The following is a 12,566-nucleotide window of genomic DNA, read 5'->3' as shown; positions in this document are numbered from 1 at the left end:
AACCTCATGTCTGCACTGTAGGGGCACCCACCGACAATCGCGCCGGCGCCATGGACGAGGCCCGGCCGCCCCGCCCCTCGCCCCGGCCGCCGTCACCCCCTTCGGAGGCCCCGCCGCCCTCGCCCTCGCCGCTCTCCTCCGGCGGGTCGCGCAGGGTACGGCGGCGGGCCGCCCACTGGATCGCGGCACCGGCCGCGGCGACCGCACAGGAGACCCCGAAGCCGACGCCGGCGGCGTAGAGCGGGCGGCCGGTGGTGGCGGTGCCCACGTAGCCGAGGCCCACCGAGTACGTCGCCCAGGTCGCCTCGGCGACGGCGGCGCCGAGCGCGTATTTGCGCAGCGGGTAGCGCAGCACCCCGGAGGCCAGGGCGCCGACGATCCGGCCGCTGGGCAGGAACCGTACGGCGATCACGAAGGGCAGGCCGTAGCGCTGGATGCGGACGGAGGTCCATTCCAGCAGTGCCCGGCGGCGAGGGTTGCGGCGCATCCAGGTCCGTACGGGCTCGCCGAAGCGCCGTGCGGCGGCGTACATGAGGAGGTCCCCGAGCAGTGCGCTGCCCCCGACGGTCAGCAGGACGAGGGGGAGGAAGACCTCGCCCCGGGAGGCGAGTACTCCGGTCGTGACAAGGAGCGCCGAGTTGGGGATCAGTGGTGGCAGCGTGGTGAGCACCAGCAGGCCGTAGAGGGCGAGTACGTCCATACGGCCGCCTCCTCGGATCCGCCCCGAGCCCGTATATCCCAAGGCTGACGCGTGGCGGGGCGTGCGGCAACGCGGTGGGGCGCGGAGGCAACGCGGCGAGCGCCCCCGGAAGCTGGATTGATACCCCCTAGGGGTATAAAGTGCGGAGGGGTGGAAGGCGCCGGCAGTCGCCGGAGTCAGCCACTCACGGTGCGCCGCACCTCCCCGGCGTGCGGCACCACACGGAACGCACAGCACCACACCGAACGCACCAAGCGCCACACGGAACACATCGGCACCACAAGGAGAATCCCCCATGGCCGAGAACAGCTCCTGCTGCACCCCCGAAGACTCCTGCCACTCCGGCGGCACCGACGTCCAGGTCGGCGAGGTGACCACCACGTACCGGGTCACCGGCATGACCTGCGGCCACTGCGAGGGGGCGGTGTCGTCCGAGATCGGCGAGCTCGCCGGGGTGAGTTCGGTGCAGGCGGTCGCGGCCACCGGCCTGGTGACCGTCACCTCCAAGGCGCCACTGAACGAGGACGCCGTGCGGGCGGCCGTCGACGAGGCCGGCTACGAGCTCGTGGAGCAGGCGGCCTGACGCTCCACCCCCGGCCTCCGCGGGTGCCGACGGCCCCGCGTCCAGGAAATTTCACACGGCCCTTACAACCGGCACAACACCCATACCCAAGGGCCTCGATCTCCAGATGGAGGCCCTTGACCGCATTCGCCCCCATATGGCAAGAGACCCAGATCACACTCATCCGAACGTAACCATTGAGGGGGGTCGCGAGTCTAACCGGGCAAGTGCAGGCACCCCGGCGGGGCTTGCACTGCAACAGCCGGGCTGATCTTGGGGGATCGTGCCCGGCTACGCGTGGCCGGGGCGACGTGCCCGGGGAGCTTTGAGCGGCCCTCCCGAATGTGCGCGTCCCGGCAGATCGCGGTGCAACCCGGAACGCCCGGACGGATCCCGTGGGGGGAATCCAACCGGGACAAGGGAAGCGCCCCGCGCTCTGGACCCGTGGGGGGATCCGGAGGCGGGGCGCTTCTTTTTTTGCGTGCGGGGAGCCGGCCTCGGAGGGGTCAGCGCTCCTGGACCGGCACGAAGTCGCGCTCGACGACACCGGTGTAGATCTGCCGCGGGCGGCCGATACGGGAGCCGGGCTCCTTGATCATCTCGTGCCACTGGGCGATCCAGCCGGGCAGCCGGCCGAGCGCGAAGAGCACGGTGAACATCTCGGTCGGGAAGCCCATGGCCCGGTAGATCAGGCCGGTGTAGAAGTCGACGTTCGGGTAGAGCTTGCGCTCGACGAAGTAGTCGTCGGACAGCGCGTGCTCCTCCAGCTTGAGGGCGATGTCCAGCAGCTCGTCGGACTTGCCGAGAGCGGAGAGGACGTCGTGCGCCGCCGCCTTGATGATCTTCGCGCGGGGGTCGAAGTTCTTGTAGACGCGGTGCCCGAAGCCCATGAGCTTCACGCCGTCTTCCTTGTTCTTCACCTTGCGGATGAAGGAGTCGACGTCGCCGCCGCTGGCCTGGATGCCTTCCAGCATCTCCAGCACGGACTGGTTGGCGCCACCGTGCAGGGGGCCCCACAGGGCGTTGATGCCGGCCGAGATCGAGGCGAAGAGGTTCGCCTGCGAGGAGCCGACCAGGCGGACCGTGGAGGTGGAGCAGTTCTGCTCGTGGTCGGCGTGCAGGATCAGCAGCTTGTCGAGGGCGCTGACCACCACCGGGTCGAGGTCGTAGTCCGCGGCGGGCACCGAGAAGGTCATGCGCAGGAAGTTCTCGACGTACCCGAGGTCGTTGCTCGGGTAGACGACCGGGTGGCCGACCGACTTCTTGAACGCGTAGGCCGCGATCGTCGGGAGCTTGGCCAGCAGCCGGATCGTGGAGATGTGGCGCTGCTGCTCGTCGAACGGGTTGTGGCTGTCCTGGTAGAAGGTCGACAGCGCGCTGACGACCGAGGACAGCATCGCCATCGGGTGGGCGTCCCGGGGGAAGCCGTCGTAGAAGCGCTTGACGTCCTCGTGGAGCAGGGTGTGGTAGGTGATGTCCTGCTTGAAGTTCGCCAGCTCATCGACGGTGGGCAGCTCACCGTGGATGAGGAGGTACGCGGTCTCGACGAACGTGCTGCGCTCTGCGAGCTGCTCGATCGGGTAGCCGCGGTAACGAAGAATCCCGTTCTCACCGTCGAGATAGGTGATCGCGGATTTATACGCCGCGGTGTTGCCGTAACCGGAATCCAGGGTCACCAGACCGGTCTGGGCGCGAAGCTTCGAGATATCGAAGCCCTTGTCGCCAACGGTGCTGTCGACGACCGGGTAGCTGTATTCGCCGTCCCCGTAACGCAGTACTACAGAGTTGTCGCTCACGTCATCCCTCACCGACGTTGTGCCTCTTCTTCGAGGTGCCCTGACTGCCTATACCTTCCCCCATTTGGGCCTTGGTTGTGCACTCGGGGTCGGCCATAGGGCCTGTCTGCGGCACTCAGTGCCGTCCGAGTGCCCATCCTGCCCCCCTTCGCCCCGAATGGGAAAGAGGGGGGACCTCTCATATCGCACCGGCGAGCCGGTGATCGAGCGCCGTACACCGCCGACCGGCGGATACCGTGCGGACGGCCTGCCCCAGGGCCTTGCGGGAGCCGACGAGCACCACCAAGCGCTTTGCCCGGGTCACGGCGGTATACAGCAAATTGCGCTGCAGCATCATCCAGGCACTGGTGGTGACCGGAATCACCACCGCTGGATACTCACTACCCTGCGAGCGGTGGATCGTCACGGCATAGGCGTGGGCGAGTTCGTCGAGTTCGTCGAAGTCGTAGGGAATCTCCTCGTCCTCGTCGGTGCGCACGGTCAGCCGCTGCTCGTCGGAGTCCAGGGCGGTGACCACGCCGACCGTGCCGTTGAAGACGCCGTTGAGGCCTTTTTCGTAGTTGTTCCTGATCTGGGTGACCTTGTCGCCGACGCGGAAGACCCGGCCGCCGAAGCGGCGCTCGGGCAGGTCGGGGCGGGCGGGGGTGACGGCCTGCTGGAGCAGGCCGTTCAGCGCGCCCGCACCGGCCGGGCCGCGGTGCATCGGGGTGAGCACCTGGACGTCCCGGCGCGGGTCGAGGCCGAACTTTGCCGGGATCCGGCGGGCCGCGACGTCCACCGCCAGCCGTCCGGCCTCCTCGGCGTCCTCCTCGGCGAACAGGAAGAAGTCCGTCAGTCCGGTGGTCAGAGGCGGGACGCCGGAGTTGATGCGGTGGGCGTTGGTGACCACCCCGGACTGCTGGGCCTGCCGGAAGATCCGGGTCAGCCGGACGGCCGGCACCGGGCCGGCCCCGTCGAGGAGATCGCGCAGCACCTCGCCCGCCCCCACCGACGGCAGCTGGTCGACATCCCCGACCAGCAGCAGATGGGCGCCCGGCGGCACCGCCTTGACCAGCTTGTTCGCGAGCAGCAAGTCCAGCATCGAGGCCTCGTCGACCACCACCAGATCGGCGTCCAGCGGCCGGTCCGCGTCATAGGCGGCGTCCCCGCCGGGCTTGAGCTCCAGGAGCCGGTGGACCGTGGAGGCCTCGGCGCCGGTCAGCTCCGAGAGCCGCTTGGCCGCCCGGCCCGTGGGCGCCGCCAGCAGCACCTTGGCTTTCTTGGCGCGGGCCAGCTCCACGACGGACCGGACCGTGAAGGACTTGCCGCAGCCCGGCCCGCCCGTGAGCACCGCGACCCTACGGGTCAGCGCCAGCTGCACCGCCTGCTGCTGCTCGGGGGCCAGCTCGGCGCCCGTCCGCCGCGCCAGCCAGGCCAGCGCCTTGTCCCAGTCGACGTCCCGGAACGCCGGCATCCGGTCCTCGTCCGTGCGCAGCAGCCGGGCCAGCCGGCCGGCCAGGGAGATCTCGGCGCGGTGGAAGGGCACCAGGTAGACGGCGGTGACCGGCGGCGCGCCCTCCCCGTCGCCCGGCACCTGTTCGCGGACCACGCCCTCCGGGTCCGCGGCCAGCTCGCCCAGGCAGTCGATGACCAGGCCCGTGTCCACCTGGAGCAACTTCACCGCGTCGGCGATCAGTTGTTCCTCGGGCAGGAAGCAGTGGCCCTGGTCCGTGGACTGCGACAGCGCGTACTGCAGGCCCGCCTTGACGCGGTCGGGGCTGTCGTGCGGAATGCCGACGGACTGCGCGATGCGGTCGGCGGTCAGGAAGCCGATGCCCCAGACGTCGGCGGCCAGGCGGTAGGGCTGGTTGCGGACGACGGAGATGGAGGCGTCGCCGTACTTCTTGTAGATCCGCACCGCGATGGAGGTGGACACGCCGACGCCCTGGAGGAAGACCATGACCTCCTTGATGGCCTTCTGCTCCTCCCAGGCGGCGCCGATCATCTTCGTGCGCTTGGGGCCCAGGCCCGGCACCTCCACCAGGCGTGCGGGGGTGGTCTCGATGACGTCGAGGGTGTCCGTGCCGAAGTGCTCGACGATGCGGTCGGCGATCCGCGGGCCGATGCCCTTGATCAGGCCGGAGCCCAGGTAGCGGCGGATGCCCTGGATGGTGGCGGGCAGGACGGTGGTGTAGTTCTCGACGGTGAACTGTTTGCCGTATTGGGGGTGGGAGCCCCAGCGGCCCTCCATGCGCAGCGATTCGCCCGGCTGCGCCCCGAGCAGCGCGCCGACGACGGTCAGCAGATCGCCCGCGCCACGGCCGGTGTCGACCCGCGCGACGGTATAGCCGTTCTCCTCGTTGGCGTAGGTGATCCGCTCCAGGACCCCTTCGATCACGGCTGCGTTGACCATGGACCGACCGTACCGCCGGGGTCTGACATCGCGCCGGGAGGCGGGGGTCCGGACCGGGCCGGGTCCCCTCCGGACCGCTCTCCGGACCGCCGGTGCACCATCGAGGGGCCCGTCCGATGGTCGGGCCCCTCGATTCCCCCTCCACGCCGGTCCCCGGATCCCCCCCGGGCCCCTCCCCTTTCGGGACCAGCGTCAGCTATGACCTTTGTGGACGGCCAACGGTTGCGCGCATCCGCTGAGTTATTTCTCCGGCACCCGCTGTGTGCTTTCCCCGGTCATCCGACGTGGGCGTCATCCGATGTGCGTGCGCCGCCCGGCCTGCGCGTCTCATCCGACGTGGGTGCGCCGCCCGGCCAGCGCGCGTCATCCGACGTGGGTGCGGAAGCGGTCCACGATCTCGGCCAGCACATCCGCGCCGTCGCGAGCCCACAGCACCGGGTTGAAGATCTCCACCTCGATCGGCCCGCGGTAGCCGGCCGCGTCGACCCGCTCCCGGAACCACCGCAGATCCACCGCTCCGTCCCCGAGCTGCCCGCGCCCCAGCAGGGCGCCCTCGGGCAGCGGGGTGACCCAGTCGGCGAGCTGGAAGGCGGCGATCCGGGAGGCGGCCTCCTCGCCGGTGCCGCCCGCGCGGGCGATCTGTGTGCCGACGGTGTCGTCCCACCACAGGTGGTAGGTGTCCACGACGATGCCCACCTGCCCGGCGGGGAACCGCTCGGCGAGGTCCAGCGCCTGGGCGAGCGTGGAGACCACGCAGCGGTCCGCCGCGTACATCGGGTGCAGGGGTTCGAGGGCCAGCCGGACACCCCGCTGTGCGGCGTACGGGCCCAACTCGCCCAGTGCGTCGGCGACCCGCTCCCGGGCGCCGGACAGGTCCCGGCTGCCGGGCGGCAGCCCGCCGGAGACGAGGACCAGGGTGTCCGTCCCGAGGGCGGCCGCCTCGTCGACGGCCGCCCGGTTGTCGTCCAGGGCGGCCGCGCGCCCGCCCGGGTCCGGCGCGGTGAGGAAACCGCCCCGGCACAGGCTGGTGACCCGCAGTCCGGCGTCCCGGACGAGCCGGGCGGCCGCGGCCACCCCGTACTCCCGCACCGGGGCACGCCACAGCCCCACGCCCCGTACACCGGCCCGCGCACAGCCGTCGGCCAGTTCGGGCAGGGACCACTGCCGGACGGTCTCCTGGTTGAGGCTGAGGCGGTCGAGGAGGCAGCGGGGGCTGTCGCTCATGCGTCCTCCGTCTCCGTCCCGTATACCGCGAGCTCCGTCCCGTATAGCGCGAGGAGCTGCCGCATGCGGTGGGCGGCGAGCTCCGGGTCGGGGAACAGGCCGAGTCCGCCGGCCAGTTGGTGGGCGCGCCGCAGGTGGGGCAGGGAGCGGGCCGACTGCAGACCGCCGAGCATGGTGAAGTGCGACTGGTGGCCCGCCAGCCAGGCCAGCAGGACGATGCCGGTCTTGTAGTGGCGGGTGGGTGCCTGGAAAAGGTGCCGGGCGAGCGCGACGGTGGGGTCCAGGGCGGCCCGGAACCCCGCGGTGTCCCCGTTGTCCAGGAGGCGTACGGCTGCGGCGGCGGGCGCGGCGAGCGGGTCGAAGATGCCCAGCAGCGCGTCGCTGGCGCCGTGGTCGTCGCCCGCGATCAGCTCCGGGTAGTGGAAGTCGTCGCCGGTATAGCAGCGCACCCCCGGCGGCAGCCGGCGGCGCAGCGCCACCTCCCGGGCGGCGTCCAGCAGGGAGACCTTGACGCCGTCCACCGCGGCGGGGTGGTCGGTGATGATCGCAAGGAACGTCTCGGTGGCCGCGTCGAGTTCCGCGCTGCCCCAGTAGCCCGCCAGCGCCGGGTCGAACATCGGGCCGAGCCAGTGCAGGATCACCGGGCGGGTGGCCTGGCGCAGGAGGTGGCCGTAGAGCTCGCGGTAGTCGTCCGGGCCGGTGGCGGCCCCGGCCAGCTGACGGGAGGCCATCAGGACCGGGCGGGCGCCGACGGCCTCGACGAGGCCGAGCTGTTCCTCGTAGGCGCACCGGATGCCGGCCAAGGAGGCGGGTTCCGGCGGCAGTTGGTCGGTGCCGACACCACAGGCGAGGAGGCCGCCGACGGCCGCGGCCTCGGCGGCGGTGCGCCGGATCAGCTCGGCGGCGGCGCTCCAGTCCAGGCCCGCACCGCGCTGTGCGGTGTCCATCGCCTCGGCCACGCCCAGGCCGTGCGCCCACAGGTGGTGCCGGAAGGCGAGGGTGGCGTCCCAGTCGACGGCGGCCGGGCCGTCCGGGGTGGTGTCGGCGCGGGGATCGGCGACCACATGGGCGGCGGCGAAGACCGTACGGGAGCGGAGTGGGGGCCGTACGGAAGACGGGCGGGCGGCGGAGTCCGGCCCCGGTGGGCGGGTGGCGGAGTCCTTCCCGGGCGGGGGCGGCCCCGCGGGCGCGTTCACCGGCCCGGCGCCGGGACGTCCAAGCGGCGGCCCTCCGCCGAGGACCGCAGCGCCAGTTCGGCGAGCTGAACGCCGCGGGCGCCCGCAGCCAGGTCCCAGCGCCAGGGCTCGTCGCGGACGACATGCCGCAGGAACAGCTCCCACTGCGCCTTGAACGCGTTGTCGAAGACGGCGTTGTCGGGGACCTCGTGCCACTGCGCGCGGAACGGCTCGGTTGCCGGAAGGTCGGGGTCCCAGACCGGTTTGGGGGTGTGGGCGCGGTGCTGGACGCGGCAGTGGCGGAGCCCCGCGACGGCCGACCCTTCGGTGCCGTCGACCTGGAACTCGACCAGTTCATCGCGGTGCACCCGGACCGCCCAGGAAGAGTTGATCTGGGCGACGATGCCGCCGGACAGCCCGAAGATGCCGTATGCGGCGTCGTCTGCGGTGGCCTCGTACGGGGTGCCCGACTCGTCCCAGCGGCATGGGAGGTGGGTGGCCAGCTGCGCCTGGACGGTGGTGACCGGCCCGAACAGCTCGTGCAGGACGTACTCCCAGTGCGGGAACATATCGGCCGCGATACCGCCGCCGTCCTCGGCGCGGTAGTTCCAGGAGGGGCGCTGCGCCTGCTGCCAGTCGCCTTCGAAGACCCAGTAGCCGAACTCGCCCCGTACGGACAGGATGCGGCCGAAGAAGCCGCCCTCGACGAGGCGGCGGAGCTTGCGCAGGCCGGGCAGGAAGAGCTTGTCCTGGACGACGCCGTTCTTGACGCCCGCCTCCTGCGCCAGCCGGGCGAGTTCCAGCGCGCCCGCGTGACTGCTCGCGGTGGGCTTTTCGACGTAGAGGTGTTTTCCGGCGGCGATCGCCTTCTTCACTGCCTCCTCGCGGGCGGCGGTGATCTGGGCGTCGAAGTAGATGCCGATGGAGTCGTCGTCCAGTACGGCGTCGAGGTCGCAGCTCCAGTGCTCCAGGCCGTGCCGCTCGGCCAGAGCCCGCAGCTTGGGCGCACTGCGGCCGACGAGCACCGGTTCGGGCCAGATCACCGTGCCGTCGGCCAGTTCGAGGCCGCCCTGTTGCCGCAGGGCGAGGAGGGAGCGCACCAGGTGCTGGCGCTGCCCCATGCGTCCGGTCACGCCGTTCATGGCGATGCGTACGGTCGTGCGTGTCACGGCCCGGCCCCTCTCGCGCACAGCAGGTGGCAGTCCCGCTCCAGTAAGCGCCTTCCGGGCGGCGGGCGCCAGACCGCCTGGCGGGACACGGACGAAGGGCCGCACGGACGAAGGGCCGCACGAACGAAGGGGCGGGTGCCGGCACAGAAGGCACGGACGAACGGCTGAATGAACGAAGGAACGGATGACACGAAAGAGGGGCGTGACCCAGATGCGCCAGAAACCCGCCACGGGATGATCTTGAAGGGTTGAGCGCATCGGGCCCGTCACCTGTTCGGCTCAGCGTCGTTGGTGGTGACGTTGGATGTCGTCCGGGGCGGGGTGAGCTGTGACCTCGATCGAGAGGACCGCGTATCCGCGGTTCAAGCGGCTGATCACCGCGCACGAGCTGCACTTGTTCTTCGCGCCTAGCCGTGAGGAAGTCGAGTGGGCCACCGCCCGTACCGACTGCGACGAACACCTGCTGGCCCAGTTGCTCGTGCTGAAGTCGTACCAGCGCATGGGGTGTTTCCCGAAGCTGGACGAGGTCCCGGACACGGTCGTCGATTTCGTGCGTCGCGCGGCGGACCTGCCGGAGGGCACGGTGCCGAGGGCCGCGAACCGTACGGCGGAGCGGCAACGCACCGCCGTACGGCAGCGGACGGGCCTGTCGTACGACAAGGCGAAGGCCCGGAAGATCGCCGAGGCGGTGATACGGAGCGAGGCGGTGTCGAAGAACCGTCCGGCGGACCTGATCAACATCGCGCTGGAGAAGGTCGTGGAGGCCAGGCTGGAGCTGCCGGGCTTCACCACGCTGGACGCGCTCGCGGCGAAGGTCCGCGCCGAGGTGAACGCCTCGATCTGCGCGAGCATTTGCGAGCAGCTCAGTGAGGCCCACCGGGAGCGGCTGCTGGCGTTGCTGTCGGAGAAGGACACCTCGGGTACCACGAAGTACAACCGGCTGAAGCAGTCGGCGAAGGCCCCGACGTGGTCGCACTTCCGTGCCCAGGCCGAGCACCTGGGTGGGTGGACGGGCTGGGCGAGACCGGGGCGTGGCTGTCCGGCGTGGCCTCGGGGAAGATCACGGACTTCGCCGGGGAGGCGGACGCCGCGGACGCGCCGGGGCTGCGGGACTACGGCCTGGTCAAGCGGCTCGCGCTGCTGGTGTGTCTCGTGCACAAGGCGCGGATGCGGGCCCGGGACGAGCTGGCGACGATGTTCTGCAAGCGGGTCGCATTGCAGGTCAAGCGGGCCAAGGCGGAGCTGGAGAGCATCCGCGAGCGGCAGCAGGCCATCGTTGAGGCGTTGATCGGGAACTACCGCACAGTGCTCCAGCACATCGACGCCGACGGCCCCGTCCAGGCCGCGCGGGAGAAGGCGGCCGCGTTGACGGCGGAGATCCTGGGGGTGGTCACCGAGCTCGACCAGGACGCGCCAGGCCGGCGCTGTGGCCACGCGGCTCGGCGACCAGCTCGCGCCCGCCCTGCACACGATGGCGAAGGCCCTGCGGGTGCAGGCCGGCGCCCTGGGGGCCGCGGCGGTGGCGGTGGACGGTTTCGGCGGGTTCGAGCAGCAGTACGAGCAGATCGAGAAGGTCGCCGCCCATCACGGCAACTACTGGGAGGTGCTGCTGTACGGGCACCTGCTCAAGGACCGCTCCACGATGTACGACCTGACCAGCCGTCTGGAACTGACCGCCACCTCGGAGGACAACCGGGTCCTGGACGCGCTCGCGCACGCCCGCCGCCACAAGCACCTGCGCGACTACATCCCGGGACGGTATGAGGACGGCCGCCCGGTCGACATCTCGTTCGCCACGCTGAACTGGCAGAAGGCCGTCCGCGACAAGAACCGGCCCGGCGCCTTCGTCCGCAAGCACTTCGAGGCGATGGTCTTCGCCGCGCTCGCCGAGGAACTGCGCACCGGGGATGTCGCGGTGGCCGGGTCCGAGGAGTACGCCGACTGGAGTCAGCAGCTGCTGCCCTGGGACGCGGTCGAGGAGAAGCTGGGCGGCTACCTGGTGGAGGTCGGCCTCGCCGAGCCCGGCGACGATACGCCGTACGACGCGGTGTCGTTCCGTCGGCAGCTGGAGGACAAGCTCACCGCGGCCGCCGCGGCGGCGGATGCCGGGTACCCGGACAACGAGGGTCTGGTCATCGACTCGGAGACCGGCATCCCCTCCCTCAAGGCCCACCGCGCCGAGGGCCAGCGGGCCTCGGCGAAGGCCCCGGAGCAGGAGATCAAAGCCCGGATGCCGGAGCGCTCCCTGCTCGGGGTCGTCTCCCGCACCGCGTACTGGGTGGAGTGGTGGCGCCGCTTCGGCCCCGCGTCCGGCAACGAGCCGAAGCTGAAAGACCCCTTCGGCCGGTACGTGATCACCACCTTCGTGAAGGGCACCAACCTGGGCCCCTACGAGGCCGCTCGCCACATCCCCGGCGTGAGCGGGCACGAGCTGTCGCTGGCCGCAAACCGGCACTTCTCCATCCCGACGCTGAACGAGGCCATCGCCGACCTGGTCAACGCGCATGCCCGCCTGGACATCTCCCAGGCATGGGGCGACGGCTCCACGGCCGCCGCGGACGGCACCCACATGGACACCTACCTCAACAACCTGCTCTCCGAGACGTCCGTGCGCTATGGCAAGCCGGGCGGTATCGCCTACCACCACATCTCCGACACCTACATCGCGCTGTTCACGCACTTCATCCCGTGCGGGGTGTGGGAGGCGGTCTACATCATCGAGGGCCTGCTCAAGAACACCTCCGAGGTCAAGCCGGCCACCGTGCACGCCGATACTCAGGGCCAGTCCTTTCCGGTCTTCGCGCTCGCGCACCTGCTGGGCTTCGACCTGATGCCCAGGATCAGGAACTGGAAGGACCTGACCTTCTACCGGCCCACGAAGAGAGCCGAGTACGTGCACATCGACGCCCCGTTCGGGGAGAGCGGCCGCAACGTCATCGACTTCGACCTGATCGAGTCCCAGTTCCGGCACCTGATGCGGGTGGCGATCTCGGTGCGCGAGGGCGTCATCTCCTCCACCCTGCTGCTGCGGCGCCTGCGGGCCGGGTCACGCAAGAACGCGACCTACACCGCCTTCCGCGAGGTCGGCCGCGTCATCCGCACCGTCCAGCTGCTGCGCTACCTCTCGGACGCCCCGCTGCGCCGGCGGGTGACCGCCGCGACGAACAAGGTCGAGGCATTCAACGGCTTCTCCCAGTGGATCGGCTTCGGCAACGGCGGCGTCATCACCGACAACAATCCCGTCGAGCAGGAGAAGACCGCGAAATTCAACGCGCTGCTCACCAACGCGGTGATCTTTCACAACGCCCTGGACATCGCCGAGATCGTGCGCCAGCTCCAAGAGGAGGGCTGGGAGATCGACCCCGAGGACCTGGCCCACATCTCGCCGTACCTGACCGAGCGCATCCGCCGCTTCGGCGAATACTCCACCCACGAACTCGGCATCCAGCCCGAGGCGTACGACCCGCACCTGGACGTCGACTTCAGCCCGCTGCGCGGCGACGACCCCGGCACGGACGGATACGGCCAAGCGGCCTGACTCCGCCCCT

General features: G+C 70.6%; 9 protein-coding genes. 3 read left to right on the top strand and 6 right to left on the bottom strand.

All coding sequences use genetic code 11. The features are described from left to right. Positions 1-4: 4 nt before the first annotated feature. Positions 5-700 carry a DedA family protein gene (locus OHS81_RS24005; RefSeq protein ID WP_328386730.1) on the bottom strand — a complete coding sequence of 232 codons (696 nt, stop codon included), beginning with the start codon at positions 698-700 and terminating at the stop codon, positions 5-7. A gap of 295 nt (positions 701-995) precedes the next feature. On the opposite strand from OHS81_RS24005, the gene OHS81_RS24000 reads away from it, so the two are divergent. Continuing rightward, on the top strand, positions 996-1,283 hold the full coding sequence (locus OHS81_RS24000) for a heavy-metal-associated domain-containing protein (RefSeq protein ID WP_328386729.1): 288 nt from the start codon (positions 996-998) through the stop codon (positions 1,281-1,283). A 485-nt stretch (positions 1,284-1,768) separates the two neighbouring features. Here OHS81_RS24000 and OHS81_RS23995 read toward each other — a convergent pair whose 3' ends face one another. The 5 genes from OHS81_RS23995 to OHS81_RS23975 form a co-directional block, all read right to left on the bottom strand. Continuing rightward, complete coding sequence (locus OHS81_RS23995) at positions 1,769-3,058, bottom strand: citrate synthase (protein WP_311628064.1); 1,290 nt, start codon at positions 3,056-3,058, stop codon at positions 1,769-1,771. Positions 3,059-3,236: 178 nt separating this feature from the next. Next, complete coding sequence (recD2, locus tag OHS81_RS23990) at positions 3,237-5,450, bottom strand: SF1B family DNA helicase RecD2 (protein ID WP_328386728.1); 2,214 nt, start codon at positions 5,448-5,450, stop codon at positions 3,237-3,239. Between the two features lie 363 nt (positions 5,451-5,813). After that, entirely contained in the window at positions 5,814-6,674 is an 861-nt protein-coding gene (locus OHS81_RS23985; RefSeq protein WP_328386727.1) for a sugar phosphate isomerase/epimerase family protein, read from the bottom strand. After that, a complete protein-coding gene (locus OHS81_RS23980) occupies positions 6,671-7,870 on the bottom strand; it encodes a dihydrodipicolinate synthase family protein (protein WP_328386726.1) in 1,200 nt (399 codons plus the stop codon). Before OHS81_RS23980 ends, OHS81_RS23985 begins: the two co-directional genes overlap by 4 nt. Beyond that, positions 7,867-9,018, bottom strand: a complete 1,152-nt coding sequence (locus OHS81_RS23975) for a Gfo/Idh/MocA family protein (RefSeq protein WP_328386725.1) — start codon at positions 9,016-9,018, stop codon at positions 7,867-7,869. The genes OHS81_RS23980 and OHS81_RS23975 overlap by 4 nt, the downstream gene beginning before the upstream one ends. Positions 9,019-9,346: 328 nt before the next feature. Between OHS81_RS23975 and OHS81_RS23970 the strand changes: the two genes are divergently transcribed. Next, positions 9,347-10,306, top strand: a complete 960-nt coding sequence (locus OHS81_RS23970; protein ID WP_328386724.1) for a DUF4158 domain-containing protein — start codon at positions 9,347-9,349, stop codon at positions 10,304-10,306. A gap of 138 nt (positions 10,307-10,444) precedes the next feature. Next, entirely contained in the window at positions 10,445-12,556 is a 2,112-nt protein-coding gene (locus tag OHS81_RS23965) for a transposase (RefSeq protein WP_328386723.1), read from the top strand. Positions 12,557-12,566: the final 10 nt, after the last annotated feature.

Source organism: Streptomyces sp. NBC_00400 (assembly GCF_036048035.1).
GTDB lineage: Bacteria > Actinomycetota > Actinomycetes > Streptomycetales > Streptomycetaceae > Streptomyces.
The sequence above is the reverse complement of the archived record's forward strand: the minus strand, read 5'-3'. Positions and strand labels throughout refer to the sequence as shown.

Coding starts and splice junctions, on each gene's coding strand:
- OHS81_RS23985 (WP_328386727.1), bottom strand. CDS start 6,674: ATGAGCGACAGCCCCCGCTGCCTCCTCGACCGCCTCAGCCTCAACCAG.
- recD2 (WP_328386728.1), bottom strand. CDS start 5,450: ATGGTCAACGCAGCCGTGATCGAAGGGGTCCTGGAGCGGATCACCTAC.
- OHS81_RS24005 (WP_328386730.1), bottom strand. CDS start 700: ATGGACGTACTCGCCCTCTACGGCCTGCTGGTGCTCACCACGCTGCCA.
- OHS81_RS24000 (WP_328386729.1), top strand. CDS start 996: ATGGCCGAGAACAGCTCCTGCTGCACCCCCGAAGACTCCTGCCACTCC.